Origin of the sequence: Dactylosporangium sp. CS-047395 (assembly GCF_050942185.1) — a bacterium.
Lineage (GTDB): Bacteria > Actinomycetota > Actinomycetes > Mycobacteriales > Micromonosporaceae > Dactylosporangium.
In genome coordinates, this window is record NZ_CP192015.1 from 10351646 (window position 1) to 10372637 (window position 20992).

At 71.3% G+C, this 20992-nt stretch carries 18 protein-coding genes and 2 pseudogenes; 10 read left to right on the forward strand and 10 right to left on the reverse strand.

What is annotated here, in order from left to right:
- The first annotated feature begins 2 nt into the window (after nucleotides 1-2).
- From gabT to ACQP00_RS48305, 4 genes and pseudogenes are all read left to right on the forward strand, one after another.
- The gene (gene gabT, locus ACQP00_RS48290; RefSeq protein ID WP_433210577.1) at nucleotides 3-1337 is read left to right on the forward strand and encodes a 4-aminobutyrate--2-oxoglutarate transaminase; all 1335 of its coding nucleotides are present in this window, start codon (nucleotides 3-5) and stop codon (nucleotides 1335-1337) included.
- Between the two features lie 204 nt (nucleotides 1338-1541).
- Nucleotides 1542-2450, forward strand: a pseudogene (locus ACQP00_RS48295) (GAF domain-containing protein); the annotation flags it as partial.
- Nucleotides 2451-2506: 56 nt separating this feature from the next.
- Nucleotides 2507-3709 (forward strand): annotated as a pseudogene (gene adh, locus ACQP00_RS48300) (aldehyde dehydrogenase); the annotation flags it as partial.
- 2 nt (nucleotides 3710-3711) lie between these two features.
- Nucleotides 3712-4080: a DUF779 domain-containing protein gene (locus ACQP00_RS48305; protein WP_433210579.1), complete on the forward strand. Its 369-nt coding sequence runs from the start codon at nucleotides 3712-3714 to the stop codon at nucleotides 4078-4080.
- On the opposite strand, the gene speB is transcribed toward ACQP00_RS48305, so the two are convergent.
- The 6 genes from speB to ACQP00_RS48335 are packed head-to-tail and all read right to left on the reverse strand — an operon-like array spanning nucleotide 4063 to nucleotide 10268.
- The gene (speB, locus tag ACQP00_RS48310; protein WP_433210581.1) at nucleotides 4063-5043 is read right to left on the reverse strand and encodes an agmatinase; all 981 of its coding nucleotides are present in this window, start codon (nucleotides 5041-5043) and stop codon (nucleotides 4063-4065) included. The two genes, ACQP00_RS48305 and speB, sit on opposite strands and share 18 nt — an antisense overlap.
- Nucleotides 5040-6245: a saccharopine dehydrogenase family protein gene (locus tag ACQP00_RS48315; RefSeq protein WP_433210583.1), complete on the reverse strand. Its 1206-nt coding sequence runs from the start codon at nucleotides 6243-6245 to the stop codon at nucleotides 5040-5042. The genes speB and ACQP00_RS48315 overlap by 4 nt, the downstream gene beginning before the upstream one ends.
- Nucleotides 6246-6250: 5 nt before the next feature.
- Entirely contained in the window at nucleotides 6251-7045 is a 795-nt protein-coding gene (locus ACQP00_RS48320; RefSeq protein WP_433210585.1) for an ABC transporter permease, read from the reverse strand.
- A gap of 11 nt (nucleotides 7046-7056) precedes the next feature.
- Nucleotides 7057-7956: an ABC transporter permease gene (locus ACQP00_RS48325; RefSeq protein WP_433210587.1), complete on the reverse strand. Its 900-nt coding sequence runs from the start codon at nucleotides 7954-7956 to the stop codon at nucleotides 7057-7059.
- The gene (locus tag ACQP00_RS48330; RefSeq protein WP_433210589.1) at nucleotides 7953-9068 is read right to left on the reverse strand and encodes an ABC transporter ATP-binding protein; all 1116 of its coding nucleotides are present in this window, start codon (nucleotides 9066-9068) and stop codon (nucleotides 7953-7955) included. Before ACQP00_RS48330 ends, ACQP00_RS48325 begins: the two co-directional genes overlap by 4 nt.
- A 3-nt stretch (nucleotides 9069-9071) precedes the next feature.
- Nucleotides 9072-10268: an extracellular solute-binding protein gene (locus tag ACQP00_RS48335; protein ID WP_433210591.1), complete on the reverse strand. Its 1197-nt coding sequence runs from the start codon at nucleotides 10266-10268 to the stop codon at nucleotides 9072-9074.
- A 294-nt stretch (nucleotides 10269-10562) separates the two neighbouring features.
- Here ACQP00_RS48335 and ACQP00_RS48340 point away from each other — a divergent pair, with 294 nt between their 5' ends.
- From ACQP00_RS48340 to ACQP00_RS48355, 4 genes are read left to right on the forward strand one after another with little or no spacing between them, the layout of a single operon-like run.
- Nucleotides 10563-11024: an Lrp/AsnC family transcriptional regulator gene (locus ACQP00_RS48340; RefSeq protein WP_433210593.1), complete on the forward strand. Its 462-nt coding sequence runs from the start codon at nucleotides 10563-10565 to the stop codon at nucleotides 11022-11024.
- Nucleotides 11021-12400: an aspartate aminotransferase family protein gene (locus ACQP00_RS48345; protein ID WP_433210595.1), complete on the forward strand. Its 1380-nt coding sequence runs from the start codon at nucleotides 11021-11023 to the stop codon at nucleotides 12398-12400. Before ACQP00_RS48340 ends, ACQP00_RS48345 begins: the two co-directional genes overlap by 4 nt.
- Nucleotides 12385-12969, forward strand: a complete 585-nt coding sequence (locus tag ACQP00_RS48350; RefSeq protein ID WP_433210597.1) for a pyridoxamine 5'-phosphate oxidase family protein — start codon at nucleotides 12385-12387, stop codon at nucleotides 12967-12969. The genes ACQP00_RS48345 and ACQP00_RS48350 overlap by 16 nt, the downstream gene beginning before the upstream one ends.
- Nucleotides 12966-14312: an NAD(P)/FAD-dependent oxidoreductase gene (locus ACQP00_RS48355; RefSeq protein ID WP_433210599.1), complete on the forward strand. Its 1347-nt coding sequence runs from the start codon at nucleotides 12966-12968 to the stop codon at nucleotides 14310-14312. Before ACQP00_RS48350 ends, ACQP00_RS48355 begins: the two co-directional genes overlap by 4 nt.
- A 16-nt stretch (nucleotides 14313-14328) precedes the next feature.
- Here ACQP00_RS48355 and ACQP00_RS48360 read toward each other — a convergent pair whose 3' ends face one another.
- Nucleotides 14329-14778 carry a metallopeptidase family protein gene (locus ACQP00_RS48360; protein ID WP_350612063.1) on the reverse strand — a complete coding sequence of 150 codons (450 nt, stop codon included), beginning with the start codon at nucleotides 14776-14778 and terminating at the stop codon, nucleotides 14329-14331.
- Nucleotides 14779-15012: 234 nt separating this feature from the next.
- On the opposite strand from ACQP00_RS48360, the gene ACQP00_RS48365 reads away from it, so the two are divergent.
- Nucleotides 15013-15366 carry a DUF3499 domain-containing protein gene (locus tag ACQP00_RS48365; RefSeq protein ID WP_350612062.1) on the forward strand — a complete coding sequence of 118 codons (354 nt, stop codon included), beginning with the start codon at nucleotides 15013-15015 and terminating at the stop codon, nucleotides 15364-15366.
- Between the two features lie 70 nt (nucleotides 15367-15436).
- Here ACQP00_RS48365 and ACQP00_RS48370 read toward each other — a convergent pair whose 3' ends face one another.
- Nucleotides 15437-15694 (reverse strand): WhiB family transcriptional regulator, encoded by a 258-nt coding sequence (locus tag ACQP00_RS48370; RefSeq protein WP_033364663.1) that lies wholly within the window; start codon nucleotides 15692-15694, stop codon nucleotides 15437-15439.
- A gap of 383 nt (nucleotides 15695-16077) precedes the next feature.
- Between ACQP00_RS48370 and ACQP00_RS48375 the strand changes: the two genes are divergently transcribed.
- Nucleotides 16078-16572, forward strand: a complete 495-nt coding sequence (locus tag ACQP00_RS48375) for a signal peptidase I (RefSeq protein WP_433210601.1) — start codon at nucleotides 16078-16080, stop codon at nucleotides 16570-16572.
- A 334-nt stretch (nucleotides 16573-16906) separates the two neighbouring features.
- Here ACQP00_RS48375 and ACQP00_RS48380 read toward each other — a convergent pair whose 3' ends face one another.
- Nucleotides 16907-19375, reverse strand: a complete 2469-nt coding sequence (locus ACQP00_RS48380; RefSeq protein WP_433224285.1) for a bifunctional FO biosynthesis protein CofGH — start codon at nucleotides 19373-19375, stop codon at nucleotides 16907-16909.
- A gap of 131 nt (nucleotides 19376-19506) precedes the next feature.
- Entirely contained in the window at nucleotides 19507-20871 is a 1365-nt protein-coding gene (locus ACQP00_RS48385) for a hypothetical protein (RefSeq protein ID WP_433210603.1), read from the reverse strand.
- Nucleotides 20872-20992 lie beyond the last annotated feature (121 nt).

The following is a 20992-nucleotide window of genomic DNA, read 5'->3' on the forward strand; positions in this document are numbered from 1 at the left end:
CCATGACGAACTCGGCCGACCTGCACAAGCGCCGCTCCGCCGCCGTCGCCCGCGGGGTCAGCAGCATGATCACCTCGTACGTCGACCACGCGGCGAACGGCACCCTGACCGACGTCGACGGCAAGGAGTGGGTCGACCTCGCGGCCGGCATCGCCGTCACCAACGTCGGCAACTCGGACCCGCGGGTGGTGGCCGCGGTCCAGCGGCAGGCCGAGCGGTTCACCCACACCTGCTTCATGATCGCGCCGTACGAGGGCTACGTCGCCGTCTGCGAGCAGCTCAACGCGCTCACCCCGGGCGCGTTCGAGAAGCGCTCGGCCCTGTTCAACTCGGGCGCCGAGGCGGTCGAGAACGCGGTCAAGGTCGCCCGGCACGCGACCGGGCGGCGGGCCGTCGTCGTGTTCGACCACGCGTACCACGGCCGGACCAACCTGACCATGGCGCTCACGGCCAAGGACATGCCGTACAAGCACGGCTTCGGCCCGTTCGCCGGCGAGATCTACCGGGTGCCGATGTCGTACCCGTTCCGCGACGGGCTGGCCGGCCCGGACGCGGCCGCGCTGGCCATCGGCCTGATCGAGAAGCAGATCGGGGCCGACCAGGTGGCCGCCGTGCTCATCGAGCCGATCCAGGGCGAGGGCGGCTTCGTGGTGCCGGCGCCGGGTTTCCTGCCGTCGCTGGCCGCCTGGGCGAAGGCGAACGGGGCGCTCTACATCGCCGACGAGATCCAGACCGGCTTCTGCCGCACCGGCGACTGGTTCGCCAGCACCCACGAGCACGTCGAGCCCGACCTGATCACCACGGCCAAGGGCATCGCCGGCGGGCTGCCCCTCGCCGGGGTCACCGGGCGCGCCGAGCTCATGGACGCCGTGCACCCGGGCGGCCTCGGCGGCACCTACGGCGGCAACCCGATCGCCTGCGCGGCCGCCCTCGCCGCCATCGAGACCATGCGGGAGCTGGACCTGGCCGCGGCCGCCCGGCGGATCGAGTCGGTCATGCTGCCCCGCCTGCGCGCGCTCCAGGAGCGCTTCCCGTTCGTCGGGGACGTCCGCGGGCGCGGTGCCATGCTGGCAATGGAGATCGTGGTGCCCGAGTCGGCCACGCCGGGCACGCTGACGGCGGAGCGCGGCTGGGCCAAGGGGGCGCCGCTGGGCGCGACCCCGGACGCCGCCCGCACGGCCGCGATCCAGCGCCGGGCCCACGAGGCCGGGCTGCTGCTGCTCACCTGCGGGACGTACGGCAACGTGATCCGCTTCCTCCCCCCGCTCGTGATGGACGACCCGACCCTGGAGCGCGCGCTGGACCTGCTCGAATCTGGCCTTGGCGATCAAGGGTGACGCGGGTCACTATGGGGCATGCGAAATCCCTGGCTCGCGCTGCCCACGGCGCCGGGTCTGGGCCGGTGCCCGCGTAGCGTCACCGGGCCAGACTTGGCGTAAGGCTGACCCCCGCGAGCGGAGCGGCCAGGTCCGGCTGGCCTGGGACGCGTTCCAGGGCGACGGCCACGTCGACGGGCCCTTCCACGGGGTCGTCGCTGACAGCTGGAGGAGTACCGGCGCGGCCACCCGCTCCGGCACGCCCTACCGCTCTTCCGGGACCTGCTCGGCAGCTTCGCCGAGGACGGCGACCACCTGATGGCCATCTGCGACGCCCACGGCCGCCTGTTGTGGGTCGAGGGGCACAAGTCCGTGCTGCGCCGGGCCGAGGACATGAACTTCGTGGCCGGCGCCCAGTGGGACGAGGCGCACGCCGGGACCAACGCGCCCGGCACCGCCATCGCCGTCGACCACGAGGTGCAGATCTTCGCCACCGAGCACTTCAGCCGCCGGGTCCAGCACTTCACCTGCTCGGCCGCCCCGATCCACGACCCGCGGACCGGGCGGCTGCTCGGCGCGATCGACGTGACCGGCGGCGACCACCTGGCCAACCCGCACTCGCTCGCCCTGGTCGTGGCCACCGCCCGCGCGGCCGAGGCGCACCTGGCCACGCTGACCCCGCCGGGGCCCGCCTTCAGCGTGCTCGGGCGCGACGAGGGCGTGCTGCGGTCGCGGCGGCTCAGCCGGCGGCACAGCGAGATCGTCGCCCTGCTGTGCGCGCACCCCGAGGGGCTCACCGGCGACCAGCTCGCGCTGGAGCTCTACGGCAACGAGTTCGTCAACCCGGTCACGCTGCGGGCCGAGCTGTCCCGGCTGCGCCACGCCCTCGGCCCGCTGCTGCTGTCCCGGCCCTATCGGCTGGCCGACCCGGTCCGGGCCGACTTCGCCGAGCTCGCCGACCTGTTGGCGACCGGGGACGTGGCCGGGGCCCTGCGCGCGTACCGCGGCCCGCTCCTTCCCCGCTCGGAGGCGCCGGGCATCGTCCGGCTGCGGCGGCTGATCGAGGGCCAGCTGCGGGCCGGGGTCCGGGCGAGCGGCGACATCCGCCTGCTCGCGGCCTGGACCGAGGCGCCGTGGGAGCGCCCGGTCTGGGTCGGTCCGGCATCGCGGGCCGAGCCAGACTGGGCGTAGGCAAGCCGATCCGGGAGACCATGGCCGCCGACCTGCCGCTGGCGGTGGACCACTTCCGGTACTTCGCCGGCGCCATCCGCGCGCAGGAGGGCAGCCTCGGCGAGATCGACGACGACACCGTGGCGTACCACTTCCACGAGCCGCTGGGCGTGGTCGCGCAGATCATCCCGTGGAACTTCCCGATCCTCATGGCCACCTGGAAGCTCGCCCCGGCGCTCGCGGCCGGCAACGCGGTCGTGCTCAAGCCGGCCGAGCAGACGCCCGCCTCGATCCACGTGCTCATGAACCTGATCGCCGACCTGCTCCCGCCGGGCGTGGTCAACATCGTCAACGGGTTCGGCGTCGAGGCCGGCAAGCCGCTCGCGAGCAGCGCGCGGGTGGCCAAGGTGGCGTTCACCGGCGAGACGACGACCGGGCGGCTGATCATGCAGTACGCCAGCGAGAACATCAAGCCGGTGACGCTCGAGCTCGGCGGCAAGAGCCCCAACATCTTCTTCGACGACGTCTCGTCCGCCAACGACGCCTTCTTCGACAAGGCGCTCGAGGGCTTCGCGATGTTCGCGCTGAACCAGGGCGAGGTGTGCACCTGCCCGTCCCGCGCGCTCGTCCAGCAGGGGCACTACGGCACGTTCATGGAGGCCGCCACCGAGCGCGTGCGGGCCATCAAGCAGGGCCACCCGCTCGACAGCGAGACCATGGTCGGCGCCCAGGCCTCCAACGACCAGCTCGAGAAGATCCTCTCCTACCTGGCCATCGGCAAGGAGGAGGGCGCCAAGGTGCGCATCGGCGGCGAGCGCGCGGACCTCGGCGGCGAGCTCTCCGGCGGGTACTACGTCCAGCCCACGGTCTTCGAGGGTGACAACGCGATGCGGATCTTCCAGGAGGAGATCTTCGGCCCGGTGGTCTCGGTGACCTCGTTCTCCGACTTCGCCGACGCCATCAAGCTCGCCAACGACACCCTCTACGGCCTCGGGGCCGGGGTGTGGACCCGCGACACGAACACCGCCTACCGCGCGGGCCGGGCCATCCAGGCCGGCCGGGTGTGGACCAACTGCTACCACGCGTACCCGGCGCACGCGGCCTTCGGCGGCTACAAGCAGTCGGGCATCGGCCGCGAGAACCACAAGATGATGCTGGAGCACTACCAGCAGACCAAGAACCTGCTCGTCAGCTACAGCCCCAACAAGCTCGGATTCTTCTAGAGATGGAGCGAGTGGCGGTGACCCCCGCGGCGGCCGACCTGATCCGGTCGCTGCGGGGCACGCACGGACCCCTGATGTTCCACCAGTCCGGCGGCTGCTGCGACGGCAGCTCGCCGATGTGCTACCTGGAGGGCGAGTTCCGCACCGGCTCGTCGGACGTCCTCCTGCAGTCGATCAAGATCGACGGCGTGGACGAGCCGGTGACGTTCTGGATGTCGAAGTCGCAGTTCGAGCTGTGGCGGCACACCCACCTGACGGTCGACGTCGTGCCGGGCCGGGGCAGCGGGTTCTCGCTGGAAGCGCCGGAGGGGGCGCGTTTCCTGATCCGGTCCCGCCTGCTGACGCCCGAGGAGCTAGCGGCCCTGGAGTAAGGGCTGCCGGGGATCCCAGGAGTCACCGCGGCGCTTGCGGGCGATGGCGGACAGGGCCTCCAGCACGACGCGGTTGGCCAGGAACGCGGTGATCTCGGCGTGGTCGTAGGGCGGCGAGACCTCGACCACGTCGACACCGACGATCGGCAGCTCGTAGCAGCAGCGGCGGACCGCGTCGAGCAGCTGCCGCGCGGTGAGGCCGCCCGGCTCGGGGGTACCGGTGCCGGGGGCCATGCCGGGATCGACGACGTCCACGTCGACGGAGAGGAACACCCCGTCGCACTCGTCGGTAGCGATGGTGAACGCCTCGGCCAGGCACTCGTCGAGCCCGCGGGCGACGATCTCGGTCATCTCGTACGAGCGCAGGCCCTGCTGAGCCATCCAGTCCAGCGTCTCCGGCTCGGGCCAGTAGCCGCGCAGCCCCAGCTGGAGGAACCGGTCGCCGCGCAGGGCCCCCGACTCGATCAGGCGGCGCATCGGCTGGCCGTGGCCGATCAGCGAGCCGTGGTCGGTGTCGCCGGTGTCCGCGTGGGCGTCGAAGTGGACCATGGAGACCCGGCCGTAGCCGAGCTTGCGGGCCACGCCGGTGGCGTCGGGCCAGGCGATGGTGTGGTCGCCGCCGAGCACGACCGGGATCGCGCCCGCGTCGGCCACGGCGAAGACCGCGTCCTCCAGCCGCCGCAGCGACGCGGCCGAGTCCGGTGCGTACATGTCGACGTCGCCGGCGTCGAAGACCCGCAGGTCCTTGAGGGCGTCGACGCGCATGGCGAGCGACGGGCGGGACCCGTCCTGCGGCAGGTAGTCGGCGCCGCGGATGGCCTGCGGGCCGAACCGCGCGCCGGGCCGGTGGGAGGTGCCGCCGTCGTACGGGGCGCCGAGGATGACCACGTCGGCCTCCGGCAGCGCGGCCAGGTCGCACGCGGGCACCCCGAGGAACGTGAAGCTCGGGCCGTACTGGTTCATAGCTCCTGCATACTCCACGGGACGCCGTGCTGGACGAGCAGCTCGAGAAACGGGCGGGGCGGGAACGCCTCCGGGCCGAGCACGCCGGCGCCGCTCCAGACCCCGTCGGCCAGCAGTTCCAGGGCGACCACGGCGTTGACCGCGGTCTGCCAGACGACCGCCTGGCAGCCGTACTCGCGCATGGTCCAGGCGTTGTCGACGACGTGGTAGAGGTACGTGGCCCGGGGCCGCCCGTCGCGGCCGAGGCCGGTGACGTAGGTGCCGGCGCAGGTGCGGCCGTGCATCCGCTCGCCCAGCGTCGCCGGGTCGGGCAGGACCGCGGCCACCACGTCACGCGGGGACACCAGGGTCCCGCCCACGCGGACCTTGCGGGTCGAGTCCAGGCCGAGCTTCTGGATGGTCTTGAGAATCTCGATGAACTCCTGGCCCAGGCCGTACTTGAAGGTGACCCGCCGCACGTCGATCCAGCGCGGGATGAGCAGCACCTCCTCGTGCTCCACGTTCACGCACTCGACGGGCCCGATGCCGGCCGGGAAGTCGAAGATCTCGGGCTCGGAGAAGGGGTGCGTGACGTACACCCCCCGGTTCTTCTCGTAAATGAGGGGCGCGTTGAGGCACTCCTCGATCGTCGTCCAGATCGAGAAGGAGGGCGCGAACTCGTAGCCCTCCACCACCAGGTCGGAGCCGTCCCGGACGCCGATGTCGTGGATCTCGGCGAACAGCACGTCGGCGGCGTAGCGGGCGAACACGTCGGACAGGCCGGGCTCGACGCCCATGCCGACCAGGGCGAGCCGGTTCGCCGCCTGCCACTTGTCCTCGGCCTCGAACTGCTCCTCGCCGAGCAGCCGGCCGACCTTCTCGTAGGGCCGTTCGGGGTGCGGCTGCGACAGCGACATCGCCATGTCGATGTAGTGCGCGCCGGCCTCGTACGCGCCGGTGAACACCGGCATGACGAAGCGGGGGTCGACGGCGTTGAAGACGTGCGTGATGCGCAGGCTCCGGCAGAGTTCGGCGACGGCCGGTGCGGAGGAGGCGTCCAGGATGGCCGCGACGAAGCGGGGATCGTCGGCCGCGGCCACCGCGGCCTCGGCGCGGTTGGGGTCCTGATCGGTGACGACGCACTGCTCGAAGAAGGATCGGCGGGCGGCGATGCGCACCGCGGCGGTGCCGACGCCACCGGCGCCGACGATCAGTAATCGCATGACTCCTAGGCCTTCCTCCGGCGAAGGCGCGGCAACTGTCCGATGAGGACGATCAGGAAGGAGATGAGGAACATCGCGGTGCCGATGACGTTGATCTGGGCGGGAATGCCGCGCTGCGAGGCCCCCCAGACGAACATCGGGAACGTCACGGTGGTCCCGGAGTTGAAGTTGGTGACGATGAAGTCGTCGAAGGAGAGCGAGAAGGAGAGCAGGGCGGCCGCGACGATGCCGGGCAGCACCAGCGGGAGAGTGACCCGCAGGAACGTCTGCCGCTCGTCGGCGTAGAGGTCCATGGCCGCCTCCTGCAGCCGCGGGTCGAGCCCGGCGAGGCGGGCCTTGACCGTGACGACCACGAACGACAGGCAGAACATGATGTGCGCGATGACGACGGTCCAGAAGCCCAGCGGGACGCCGGCCGCGACGAACAGCGCCAGCAGCGACGAGCCCATCACGATCTCGGGCGTCGCCATCGGCAGGAAGATCAGGGTGTTGGTGGCGGCGCGGCCGCGGAAGGCGTGCCGGGCCAGGGCGAAGGACATCAGCGTGCCGAGCACGGTCGCGCACAGGGTGGCCAGCAGCGCGATGCCGATGCTGAGCCAGAACGCGTCGCCGATGCCGGCCACGCCGAACGGATGCTTCCAGTGGTCCAGCGTGAACTTGTAGTTGTCCAGCGTGTAGGGGGCGTTGGCCCGGGCGTCGCGGAACGACATGGCGGCGACGACACCGATGGGCACGAAGAGGTACAGCAGGACGACGAGCCCGATCGCCAGCACCCAGTGGTCGGCAGCGAACCTGCGCAAACGGTGGAGCATCACAGCACCTCGTCCGTTCCGGCGCGCCGCACGTAGACGAAGACCAGCACGAGGATCGCCGCCATCAGGGTGAAGGACAGCGCGGCGGCCGCCGGATAGTCGCCGACCTTCAGGAACTTCGACTGGATCACGTTGCCGATCATGAACTGCCGGTTGGTCCCGAGCAGCTGCGCGTTGATGTAGTCGCCGGCCGCCGGGATGAACGTCAGCAGGGTGCCCGCGACGACGCCCGGCATCGACAGCGGCAGCACGACCCGGGTGAACCGGGCCACCGGGCGGGCGTAGAGGTCCCCGGCCGCCTCGATCAGCCGCGGGTCGAGCTTTTCCAGGCTGGCGTAGAGCGGCAGAACCATGAAGGGCAGGAAGTTGTACACCAGCCCGGCGATCACCGCCGGCGTGGTCGCCAGCAGCCGGCCGTCGGGCAGCGGGACGTGCAGCGCGTTGAGCACCGACACGACCGTGCCGTTGTCGGAGAGGATGACCTTCCAGGCCAGGGTGCGGATCAGGAAGCTGGTGAAGAACGGCGCGATGACGCAGATGAGCATCACGTTCTTCCAGCGGCCGGCCGTGAGCGCGATCGCGTACGCCAGCGGGTAGCCCAGCAGGAGCGAGAACGCGGTGGTGAGCAGGGCGTACCACAGCGAGCGGCCGAACTGCGGCAGGTACTCCACGAAGGCGTCGCTGTAGTTGCCGAACGCCCAGGTCATCGCGTATCCGTCCTCCAGCGACCCGCTCGGGTCGTAGAGGCTGGTCGCGAACAGCTGGATGCACGGCACGGCGAAGAACAGGATCAGCCAGAGGCCGCCGGGCAGCAGCAACAGGTACGGCAGCCACTTCCGGCGCGGCTTCTCCAGCTTGACCGGGGCCGCACCGGTGTTCAGTTGCCCCAGCGCGCTCATGCCGGCACTTCCTCCACGTCCACCACCGGCGCATGGGTCTGATCGGCCGGGCGGGGCAGCAGGAACGCGTGCTCCGGTCGCCACGACACGGTGACCTCACTGGCCACAGCGAGCGGCGCGGCCACACCGGAGTTCGGTGAGAAGACCGTCAGCTCGTCGCCCCATGGCGCCCGCACCAGGTACTGCGTGCTGACACCCATGTAGGACGAGTCGGTCACCAGCCCGGTCACCGCCTGATGCCCGGCCGGAACCTCACCGGTGGTCAGGTGCAGCTTCTCCGGCCGCACGCCCAGCCACACCGTGCCGTCGCTCGCGCGGGCCCGCGACGCCGGGACCGAGTAGCGGGTGCCGTAGGCGTCCAGCAGCAGGTCGTCGCCCGAGCGGCCGGTCACCTCGGCGGCCAGCAGGTTGGACTGGCCGAGGAAGTTCGCGACGAAGGCGGTGCCGGGGAAGTCGTACATCTCCACCGGCGCCCCGAGCTGCTCGATCCGCCCGGCGTTCATCACCGCGACCGTGTCGGCCATCGTCATGGCCTCCTCCTGGTCGTGGGTGACGTGCACGAACGTGATGCCGACCTCGGTCTGGATGCGCTTGAGCTCGACCTGCATCTGCCGGCGCAGCTTGAGGTCGAGCGCGCCGAGCGGCTCGTCGAGCAGCAGCACCTGGGGCTGGTTGATCAGGGCCCGGGCCAGCGCCACCCGCTGCTGCTGCCCGCCGGACAGCTGCGCGGGCCGGCGCTTGCCGAAGCCGTCGAGGTCGACCAGGTGCAGCATCTGCTCCACCTGGTCGGCGCACTTGCGGATGCCGCGCCGGCGCAGGCCGAACGCGACGTTGTCCTCGATGCTGAGGTGCGGGAAGAGCGCGTAGCTCTGGAACACCGTGTTGACCGGCCGCTTGTACGGCCGCAGCCGGGTGATGTCCTGATCGCCCAGCAGGACCTGACCGTCCGTGGGCTCCTCCAGCCCCGCGATCATGCGCAGGGTGGTCGTCTTGCCGCATCCGGACGCGCCCAGCAGCGCGAAGAAGGAACCCCGGGGCACCGTCAGGCTCAGGTCGTCGACCGCGGTGAACTGGCCGAATCGCTTCGTCACACCACTGAGGCGAAGGTCCATGTATCAGGCCCCCGAAACGGCTTCGAACTTGGCGGCGTACTTCTTGTCCTCGTCCTCGGTCAGCGCCTTGAACGAGTGCGTCTTGGCGAGCGTCGCCGCGTCCGGGAAGATCAGCGGGTTGGTCGCCAGGTCCGGGTCGATCTTCGTCATCGCGTCCTGGGCGCCCTGGACCGGGCAGATGTAGTTGACCGTCGCCGCCACCTGCGCGGCCACGGCCGGGTCGTAGTAGTAGTCGATGAGCTGCTCGGCGTTGGCCTTGTGGGTCGCCGGGGCCGGGATGAGCAGGTTGTCCGACCAGACGATCAGGCCCTCCTCGGGCGTGACGAAGGCGACCTTCGAGCCCTCCTCGGCGGCGAGCTGGATGACGTCGCCGGACCACGCGATGCACGCCGCGAGGTCGCCCTTGGCGAGGTCCTCCTTGTAGTCGTTGCCGGTGAACTTGCGGATCTGCCCGGAGTCGACGGCCTTCTTGAGCTTCTCGATCGCCGCGTCGAAGTCGGCCTCGGTGTGGTTGGCCGGGTCCTTGCCCATCGACAGCAGCAGCAGCCCGACGGTGTCGCGCATCTCGGTGAGCACGGCCACCTTGCCCTTGAGGTCGGGGCGGGTCAGCAGCTCGTCGATGGTCTTGACCTCCTTGGTCACCGCGCCGTTGTACGCGATGCCGGTGAGGCCGGACTGCCACGGCGCGGCGTGGGTCATGTCCTTGTCCCACGGGCGGTTGCGCAGCGTGGACAGGACGTTCTTGGTGAAGTTGGGGACCTTGGCGGGGTCGAAGGGCTGCACCCAACCCAGGTTGACCACCCGCGAGGCCATCCAGTCGGTGAGGACCATGACGTCGCGGTCGATCGACTGGCACGCCTGCAGCTGGTTGCGCACCTTGCCGAAGAACTCGTTGTTGTCGTTGACGTCCTCGGTGTAGGTCACCGCGATGCCGGTCTTCTGGGTGAACGCGTCGAGCGACGGGCGCTTCTTGTCGTCGTTGGCGTCCACGTCGATGTACAGCGGCCAGTTCGACCAGGCGAGCTTCTTCTCGGTGGCCGAGGCGTCGGTGCCGACACAGGCGGCCTTCTCCGCGTCGTTCTTCTTCGCGGGCTTCGTGCCGCAGGCGGCCAGGGTCCCGCCGGACGCGACGAGGGCACCGCTGGCCAGCAGACTGCGAATCAGGGTCCGGCGCGAGAGGCCGGCGGCATTGTTTCGCACAGGGGGCTCCTACGGATCTCGATCTCGGTCGCCGAAACTGGGGGGATGGCGACCGACGACTGATCCTGACACGAGGTGCCATCACTCACAAGGGATTCCGTTGTCACGATCGGGCCGCACAACGAAAAACGCGATGAAATCAAGAAGAAGTCACGGCCGTCACCTCGCCGCAACAGGGACAAACAGTGTCCTACGGCTTCCCGGCCGACGGCAACCCTAACGAATCCGCAGACAACTCGTTGAGTGGCCATGGAATCAGTTGCCAAAGGCCGATTGCTGAGCAAGAATCCACACGTGAGCGAGCCCGTCACCGCCCTTGACGACGTCAACAAGCGGATCATCGAGCAGCTGCAGCGCGATGGTCGCATGTCCTACGCCGCCCTGGCCAAGGTCGTGGGCCTCTCCGAGGCGGCCGTCCGCCAGCGGGTGCAACGCCTGCTGGACAGCGGCGTGATGCAGATCGTCGCGGTCACCGATCCCCTCACCCTGGGCTTCGCGCGCCAGGTGATGATCGGCGTCAAGGTCGAGGGGGATCTCCGGCCGGTCGCCAAGGCGCTCGCCTCGGTGCCGGAGATCGACTACGTGGTGATCTGCGCCGGCGGCTACGACCTGCTCGTCGAGCTGGTCTGCACCGACGACGAGCACCTGCTCGACCTCATCAACGACACGGTGCGAAGCATCCCCGGCGTCACCGCGACGGAGACCTTCGTCTACCTCAAGCTCGCCAAGCAGACCTATGCGTGGGGGACCCGATGAACGACCAACAGCCCGACTCCGCCGCGCTCGACGCGTCCGCGCGCGATCACCTTTGGATGCACTTCACCCGCCTGTCCGACTACGCGCAGAACCCGGTGCCGGTCATCGTCCGCGGCGACGGGGCCTACATCTACGACAGCCACGGCCGCCGCTACCTCGACGGGCTCTCCGCGCTCTTCGTGGTGCAGACCGGGCACGGCCGCCAGGAGCTCGCGGAGGCCGCCGCGAAGCAGGCCTCCGAGCTCGCGTACTTCCCGCTGTGGTCCTACGCGCACCCGAAGGCGATCGAGCTGGCCGAGCGGCTCACCAGCCTGGCCCCGGGCGACCTGAACCGGGCCTTCTTCACCACCGGCGGCTCCGAGGCGGTGGAGAGCGCCTGGAAGCTGGCCCGCTCGTACTTCCGCAAGGTCGGCAAGCCGCTGAAGACCAAGGTGCTCTCCCGCTACGTCGCCTACCACGGCACCTCGATGGGCGCGCTGTCCATCACCGGCGTCCCGGCGTTCCGGCAGGACTTCGAGCCGCTGGTTCCGGGCGCGTTCCGGGTGCCCAACACCAACTACTACCGCCGGCCCGACCAGTCGATGTCGCCCGAGGAGTTCGGCGTCTGGGCCGCGGACCGCATCGCCGAGATGATCGAGTTCGAGGGGCCCGACACGGTCGCCGCGGTCTACCTGGAGCCGGTGCAGAACGCGGGCGGCTGCTTCCCGCCCCCGCCCGGTTACTTCCAGCGGGTGCGCGAGATCTGCGACCGGTACGACGTGCTGCTCGTCTCCGACGAGGTGATCTGCGCGTTCGGCCGGCTCGGCGAGTACTTCGGCGCCGACCGCTACGGCTACCAGCCCGACATCATCACCTGCGCCAAGGGCCTGACCAGCGGCTACGTCCCGCTGGGGGCGATGCTGGTTTCGGACCGGCTGGCCGAGCCGTTCCTGACCGGGCGCAACTGGTTCGCGCACGGCATCACCTACGGCGGGCACCCGGTCGGCTCGGCGGTCGCCCTGGCCAACCTCGACATCTTCGAGCGCGAGGACCTCAACGCGCACGTGCGCACGAATTCTCCGCTGTTCCGCTCGTACCTCGAGCGCCTGCACGACCTGCCGATCGTCGGCGACGTGCGGGGCGACGGCTACTTCTTCGGCATCGAACTGGTCAAGGACAAGGCGACCCGGGAGACGTTCAACGAGGCCGAGTCCGAGGCGCTGCTGCGCGGCTTCCTGTCCAAGGCGCTGTTCGAGGCCGGCCTGTACTGCCGCGCCGACGACCGCGGCGACCCGGTGATCCAGCTCGCCCCGCCGCTGATCTGCGACGAGACGCACTTCGCCGAGATGGAGCAGATCCTGCGCTCGGTGCTGACCGAGGCGTGGGCGCGCCTGTAGAGCGCACGCGGATCCGCCGCCTGCCCGACAAGGCGGTCCGCGAGCGCTCGACGCTGCACGCCGTGCTCGACGCCGGGATGGTCGCCCACGTGGCGTTCGTCCACGATGGACACCCGTTCGCCGTCCCGGTGGCGTACGGCCGCGACGGCGACTCGGTGCTCTTCCACGGCTCGTCCGGCAGCCGGCTGTTCCGCCTCCTGGCCGGCGGCGCGCCCTGCTGCCTGACGGTCACCCTGCTCGACGGGCTGATCCTGGCGCGGAGCGCGTTCGAGGCCTCGATGCGGTACCGCTCGGCGATGGTCCTCGGCGCCTGCTCGGTCGTCGAGGACCAGGAACCGGCGCTGCGCCTGATCAGCGAGCACCTGACCCCGGGCCGGTGGGCGGTGGTGCGCCCGCCGTCGCGCAAGGAACTGGCGGCGACGCTGGTGCTGCGGCTGCCCCTCGACGAGTGGTCGCTGAAGGTGAGCGACGGCTGGCCGGACACCGGACCCGAGGACGAGGGCTGGGACCCGCCGACCGGCGTCCTGCCGGTCCGGACGGTGATCGACCCCCTGGTCCAAGAGCCATGAGCTTCTGGATGTCGGTACTGCCTGCTGTTCCGCCGCGCGCCGCGTTGGACGGCGACGCGGAGGCCGACGTGTGCATCGTCGGCGCGGGCTACACCGGCCTGTGGACCGCGTACTACCTGGCGCTGGCCGACCCCGCCCTGCGGATCGTGGTGCTGGAGGCGGAGACCGCGGGCTTCGGCGCCAGTGGCCGCAACGGCGGCTGGTGCTCGGCGCTGTTCCCCAAGTCGGTGAGCGCCCTGGACCGCATGTTCGGCCGCGACGCCGCGCTCGCGCTGAACGCCGCGATGGAGTCCACTGTGGACGAGGTCGGCCGGGTCGTGGCCGCGGAGGGCATCGACTGCGACTGGGCCAAGGGTGGCACCGTGGTGCTGGCCCGCACCGAGGCGCAGCTCGCGCGGGCGCGGGCCGACGTCGCCGAGGCCTCCTTGTACGGGCTCGACCTGGTGCTGCTCTCCGCCGCCGAGGCGCGGGCGCGGGTGGGCGCGACCGAGGTGCTGGGCGGCACGTACACCCCGCACTGCGCCGCCATCCAACCGGCCAAGCTGGCCCGCGGCCTCGCGGACGCCTGCGAGCGGCGGGGCGTGCGCATCGTCGAGCGGACGCCGGTGACGCGCCTGGCCGCGGGGCGCGCGGAGACGCCGTCGGGCACCGTGCGCGCGCCGATCGTGGTGCGGGCGACGGAGGGCTTCACCCCGCGCCTGCCCGGCTTCAAGCGATCGATTGCGCCGTTGTACTCCCTGATGATCGCCACGGAGGCGCTGCCCGAGGCGTTCTGGGCTTCCGCCGGGCTGGCCGGTCGCGAGACGTTCGCCGACTTCCGGCATCTGATCATCTATGGGCAACGCACGGCTGACGATCGGCTGGCCTTTGGCGGGCGAGGTGCGCCGTACCACTACGGCTCGACGATCGACCCGGCCTTCGATCGCGAGCCGCGGGTCTTCGCCGAGCTGCGGCGCGCGCTGGGCGAGCTGTTCCCGGCGCTGGGGGACGTGCCGGTGGCGGCGACCTGGGGCGGGCCGCTGGGGGTGGCCCGGGACTGGATGGCCTCGGTCGGGCTCGACCCGGCGACCGGCCTGGCCTGGGCCGGCGGGTACGTCGGCGACGGGGTGGCCACCACGAACCTGGCCGGGCGGACGCTGGCCGACCTGATCACCGGGGTCGACTCCGAGCTGGTGCGGCTGCCGTGGGTGGGGCACCGGTCGCCGCGCTGGGAGCCGGAGCCGCTGCGCTGGCTGGGCGTGAACGCGAGCCTGCGGCTGATGGGCTCGGCGGACGCGGCCGAGGCGCGCACGGGCCGCATCGCCCGCCGGGCCGCGCTGATGTCCCGTCTCCTCGGTGGCTGATTCCGGGTGGCTTCGATCAGCCTTCGAGTTCGTCGGGTGAGACGCCCAGGAGGTTGGCGACCTGCTCGATGATCACGTCGTGCACGAGGTCGGCCAGGTCGTCGTGGTCGGCGGCGCGGAACTCCAGGGGGCGGCGGTAGAGCACGATGCGGGGCGGCACGCCGTGGCGGCCCGGGCGACCGGGGAGCAGGCGGGCGAGTGGGACCTCGCCGTCCTCGAGGACGTCCGAGTCGTACACGTTCAGCTCCGGTGGCACGTCCTCGACGGCGAACTCGACCCCGGCCAGTTCCTGGGAGAACCGCTGCTCGAGCTGCTCGACCGAGTCCAGGACGAGATCGTCGAACATCTCGGCGCGGGTGCGGGACATCGGCAGCGACGCCGGCACCAGGCGGCCGCGCAGACCCCGCCCGTGCCGATCGCGACCGCGCCGTCCCGGTCCACTGCGTCGTCGATCTGGGCTCGCCACGCCCATCAGCGTAACGCCCGACCCCGCACCCCGGCGCTGCCGCCACCGCGCGGACACGCCGATGCCCCACCCGAGCGACACGCCGTGCTGCCCCGACGCCTCGTGCCGGGGTGGGGCGAGGGTGAGGGGTGCCAATCAGACAGATCGCCCGAGTGGGCGTGTCGCCGTGGTCACCCCGGCGTGTCGCGGGGCTTTGCCGGCGACACGGGGGGCTTTGAGCGATACCGTCTGGCCGTGAGGACCCCACGTCGATGCTCGCGCAACGGTTGCCCGCGATCGCCCGTTGCGACGTTGACGTATGTTTATGCCGAATCGACCGCAGTTGTCGGGCCGCTGGCCGCGTTCGCCGAGCCGCATTCGTACGACCTGTGCGAGTCGCACGCCCGGGGGCTGACGGCGCCGCGGGGGTGGGATCTGGTTCGGCACGAGGGGGAGTACGGGCCGCCGCCGCCCACGAACGACGACCTGGTGGCCCTGGCCGAGGCGGTGCGCGAGGCGGCTCGCCCGGCGCCCAACCGCGAAGAACCCGATCAACAGCATCCGCTCGGGCGGCGTGGACATTTGCGGGTTATTCCCCCGGACGCATAATAATTACAAAGAAAGGGGCGCCGACCCCCAAAAGGGAAATCGACGCCCCAATTCGAAAATTCCGATCCCGCTAAGCAGCCCGGCGCTTGAGCTTGCGGCGCTCGCGCTCCGAGAGCCCGCCCCAGATCCCGAAACGCTCATCGTGCCCGAGCGCGTACTCCAGGCAATCCGCCCGCACCTCGCAGCGCGAGCAGATGCGCTTGGCCTCGCGCGTCGACCCGCCCTTCTCCGGGAAGAAAGCCTCCGGATCCGTTTGCGAACACAAAGCGCGCTCTTGCCACTCCGGAGCGTTACCCAGCAGGTCGGCCACGACTGGTCGGCCGTCCATCAGCGTGCCTCCTTCTTGCGCACCGGCGTCAATGCCGGCGCAACCCCCCACGCGGAAGGCGCATGTCCTACAAGGTTGCTGTACCTCGGCGCGGTGTTCCTTATGTCCGCTTGATGGCTCTAGCAACGCCACCCGGCGAACATCCCCCGTGAAATTACACGCGTGTAATGCGTGCGTCGTCAAGCCGAACCTGATAAATAGGCCCGCTCGGGCGATCGCTTGCACCCCGTGCCGTACCCATACCGACCAAGCACCGCCGGAGGTAACGGGCGACACGCCGGACGCGCCGGAAGAGTTCCGGCGAGTTTGCTCAACCCGCGCTCGGCCCGGCCGAACTGCGCCGATGTGCGGCAAAAGTTGAGCTCCATCCTCACGGCCCGCTCATGATCCGTCGTCTGCTCCTGGGCGCCGCCGTCTCCGCGATCCTGTTCGCCGTCGGCGTCGCCGGCCTGGGCTGGAAGCCCTACGTCGTGATGTCCGAGTCCATGACCCCCGCAATCCACCGCGGCGACCTGATCCTCGTCGATCCCAACGCGAAGTCCGTGGCGCAGTACGAGATCGTCACCTACAACGACCCGCGCGGCCCCATCACCCACCGGGTGATTTCGCAGGCGAACAACGGCACCCTGATGCTCAAGGGCGACGCGAGCCCCCAGCCGGAACCGGCCGCGGTCGACCGCAAGCGCGTGGTAGGCCCGGTGCGCCTGATCCTGCCGCACGTCGGCTGGCCCGTCATGCAGGTGCGCACCCACCCCGTGAAGATCGCCGCGGGTGCGCTGCTGCTGGCCCTGCTGATCCCCGGCCGGCGCATCCTGGGCCTGCTCCTGCTGGGCGCCCTCGTGGCCGCCGTGGCGCTGGTGCCGACAACGATCGGCTGAGGCATCACCCCGCACACGCCGAGCATCACCCGGCGGCCGCCCCGGGCCCGAACCGCCAGCCCCCGCGCCGCACGGCGTCGCCACGCCACGCCACGTGCCGCGCGCGACGTGCCGCGCGACGCCGGACGCGGGGCGACGTGCCGCGCGACGCGACGTGCGACGCGACGCGACGCGACGTGCGACGCGACGCGACGCGTGCGCGACGTGGTGCCCGACGTGTGCCACGCGACGCGACGCGTGCGACACGACGTCAGACGCTGGGGCGACGTGCCGCGCGACGCGACCTGTGCGCGACGTCAGACGCGGGGCGAGGCGTTGGGCGTGAGGCGTGGGGTCAGACCCGTCCGTAGACGGTGGTGCGGCGGCGGACGGGGCGGCCGGCGGCGTGGCCGATGGCTTCGAGTTCGTCCTTGGTGCGGGCCGAGCCGTGTTCCGAGCCGGCCATCCGGGAGATGGTCTCCTCCATCAGGGTGCCGCCGATGTCGTTGGCGCCGCCGCGCAGCATGGCCACGGTGCCCTCGTCGCCGAGTTTGACCCAGGAGCACTGGATGTTGGGGATGCGGCCGTGCAGGAGGACCCGGGCCATCGCGTGTACGGCGCGGTTGTCGCGCCAGGTCGGGCCCGGGCGGGCGATGCCGGCGAGGTAGATGGGGGCGCTGTGGTGGACGAACGGCAGGGCCACGAACTCGGTGAAGCCGCCGGTGCGGTCCTGGATGCCGGCCAGCACCCGGAAGTGGCCGAGCCAGTGGCCGGGGTGGTCGACGTGACCGTACATCATCGTGGAGCTCGAGCGGATGCCCAGCTCGTGTGCGGTGCTGACCACCTCGACCCACGCCGAGGTCGGGAGCTTGCCCTTGGTGAGCACCCAGCGGACCTCGTCGTCGAGGATTTCGGCGGCGGTGCCGGGGATGGTGTCCAGGCCGGCCTCCTTGAGCTGGGTCAGCCAGTCGCGGATGGACACGCCGGCCTTGGCCGCCGCCGTGACCACCTCCATCGGGCTGAAGGCGTGCACGTGCATGCCCGGGACGCGCTGCTTGACGGCGCGGACGAGCTCGGCGTACGCGCCGACGGGGAGCTTCGGGTCGATGCCGCCCTGCATGCAGACCTCGGTCGCGCCCGCGTTCCAGGCCTCCTCGGCGCGGTCGGCGACCTGCTCGTAGGAGAGGCGGTAGGCGTCGGCGTCGCGTTCGCGCTGGGCGAAGGCGCAGAAGCGGCACCCGACGTAGCACACGTTGGAGAAGTTGATGTTCCGGTTCACGACGTAGGTGATGTCGTCGCCGGCCGCCTCCTGGCGCAGCGTGTCGGCGATGCGGACGAGCTCCTCCAGGCCGAGACCGTCCACATTGAACAGTGCCAGGGCGGCCGCCTCGTGCTCCGGGCGCAGCAACGCGCCGGGGTCGGTCTCGGCCAGCTTGAGTCCACTGTGGACTTCCTGGTCGAGGCGCGCGGGGGCGTTGTGCGGGACGCGGGTGGCGACCTCGTTCCAGTCGCCGTAGACGGTGTCGAAGTCGCCGCGGCGGTCCGCGCTGCGGCCCTCGTCGTCGATGGCGGTGTGCAGGTCGGTGCGGCCGCTGTCCTCGTGCCCGCCGTCCGGCTCCTGCCACGGCAGCCCGGTGGGCAGCGCCTCCTCGTCGGCCAGGCCGGTCTCTGGGTCCATGAGGGCCTCGACGTGCGCGGCCAGGCGGGCGTCCAGCCACGGCACCCCGCGGCGGGCGTACTCGGGGTAGATGGTCAGACGCTCATGGAGTACAAAACCGGCGTCTTTTGTCTTGGAAGCCAACTCGTCGAGGGCGGGCCAGGGGCGCTCGGGGTTGACGTGGTCCGGCGTCACCGGGCTCACGCCGCCCCAGTCGTCGATGCCGGCCCGGATGAGCAGGGCGTATTCGTCGTCGATGAGGTTCGGCGGGGCCTGGATGCGCGCCTTCGGGCCGAGCACCAATCGAGCCACCGCGATGGTCGCGGCCAGATCCCGCAGCTCGGCGTCGGGCATCCCGCGCATGGCCGTGTCGGGCTTGGCGCGGAAGTTCTGGACGATCGTCTCCTGGATGTGGCCGTACTCCCGCATCGTCTTGCGGATCGCGAACAGCGCGTCGGCCCGCTCGTCGAGGGTCTCGCCGATGCCGATCAGGATGCCGGTGGTGAACGGGACCCCGACCCGGCCGGCGTCCTCCAGCACGCGCAGCCGGACCGCCGGCTCCTTGTCCGGCGAGCCGTAGTGCGGGCCGCCCGGCTCCGACCACAGGCGGGTCGCGGTGGTCTCCAGCATCATGCCCATGCTCGGCGCGACCGGCTTGAGCCGCTGCAGCTCGGCCCAGGACAGCACGCCCGGGTTGAGGTGGGGCAGCAGGCCGGTCTCCTCGAGCACGGCGATCGCGCAGGCGCGCACGTACGCGAGGGTGTCGTCGTAGCCCCGCTCGTCCAGCCAGCGGCGGGCCTGCGGCCAGCGCTCCTCGGGCCGGTCGCCCAGCGTGAACAGGGCCTCCTTGCAGCCCTGCTTGGCGCCCTCGCGGGCGATCTCGAGGACCTCGTCCATCTCGAGGTACTCGGCGGGAAGGCGGTGCGGCACGGTCGCGAACGTGCAGTAGTGGCACCGGTCCCGGCACAGCCGCGTCAGCGGGATGAAGACCTTCTTGGAGAACGTGATGACGCCCGGGCGGCCGGCGTCGGCGAGGCCCGCGTCGCGCACCGCGCCGGCGATGCCGAGCAGCTCGTCCAGGGCCGGCCCGCGTGCGGTCAGCAGGACGGCGGCCTCGGTCGCGTCGAGCGTGCGGCCGTCGGCCGCGCGCCGCAGGGCCCGCCGCATCGCGTTGCCCTCGGTAGTTCTGCCTTCAGACGTCACCACCTGAGCGTAGGCCGCCCGCGGGCGAATCTTCGCGAGCTAGGTGTGTGACGTGTTCCCCGTGGCCGCGGCGTTCCGCGGCCACGGGGGCCCGCTCAGTTACTCGGCGGGATCGCCTGGGTGCGCTGCGTCTCGTCGCCGCCGTCGTGCTTCTCGCCGGGGCGCATGACGGTGGTGCGGTCCGGGTCCTCGTCGGCCGGCTTGACGACCGGGGCCGCCTGGGTGGCATCCGGGTCGGCGGGGGTGAGCACCGCGGTGCCCTCCTCCTCGGCGGGCGCGGGCGCGGGCGGGGTCGACTGACCGCCCGGCCAGCCCGCCTGAGCGAAGCCGCCCGGAGGCGTCGAGGCGCCCGTGTCGGCCGGTGAGGCCGAGACCGGCTCGTCGGTGACCGGGGTCGGAGCCGGCGCCGTGTACGCCGCGAACGGCGAGCTCAGCGGCGGACCCGAGGCCGGCTGCGCGGTCTCGGCGGCGGGCTGCGCCGGGGCGGCCGGGGCCGGAGCCGTCGGCTGGGCGTAGCCGGGAGTCGCGTAACCCGGGGCGGCATACCCACCGGACGTCGGCGCGGCGGCCGGAGCACCCGTCGTCGGCGCGACGTAGCCGGTCTGCGCCTGGGGCTGGGTGTAGGCCTGCTGCTGCGCCGGCGCCGCCGCCGCCGGCGTGCTGCCCGTGGTCTGCCAGCCGCCGGTGGCCGGCTGCTGCTGCTGCTGCGCATATCCAGCCGGGTAAGCCTGCTGCTGCGCCGCCGCCGCGGGCTGGGAGCCGGTGACGTACCCGGTCTGCTGCGCGTACTGCTGCTGCGGGTACCCGTAGCCCTGCTGCTGGTAGCCGTAGCCCTGCTGGTACGGCGCGGCGACCGGCTTCGGGGCCGAGTAGGCGCCCAGGAAGATGCGCGCGGTGAGGAAGAGCCCGAGGCCGATCAGCCCGAGGCCGGCCAGGTGCTCCAGGAAGCCGCCCAGCGCCCAGCCGATCGGGCCCTCGCTCTGGAAGTCGCCGATGAGCCCGGCGAGCAGCAGCACGAGGCCGAGCACGGCGGCGATCGCGTATTCCACGAGCGCGCCGATCACGACCACCTTGGCCCGCGGCGTCACCGGGTCGATGAGCAGGACCAGCACGACGGCGACGATCGGCAGCAGGATGACCTCGAAGCCGATCACGTTGCCGAACGAGGCGGTCGCCGTGGCCAGGAACGAGTTGAACAGACCGGTGAGGACCCGCACGAGGCCGGCCAGCAGGATCAGCGCGACCGCGCCGAGCAGGCCGAAGGCGGTCAGCTCGCGGTAGGGCTCCAGCAGGCCGCGGGCCTTCCGGGCGTCCGGCGGCGTTGCCGGGGCGGCGGCGGGCGCGGGAGCGGCCTGGTACTGCTGCGCGGCACCCGAAACGGGAGCCGGGGTCTGGTACTGGGCCGCCGGCTGGGGCTGGTAGGCCCCGGTGGCGTTCGGATCGGGTGGCTGGGTGCTCACTGGCTCTCCCGAAGTGAAGCGTTCCGTGCAACAGGTCGCCAGCAGCCTAGCTCCCACTGGCCAATCCCGCGTGCGTGAGAGACCCCGAGCGGCCGCGCCGCGCGGGTGGGGCAGGATTGAG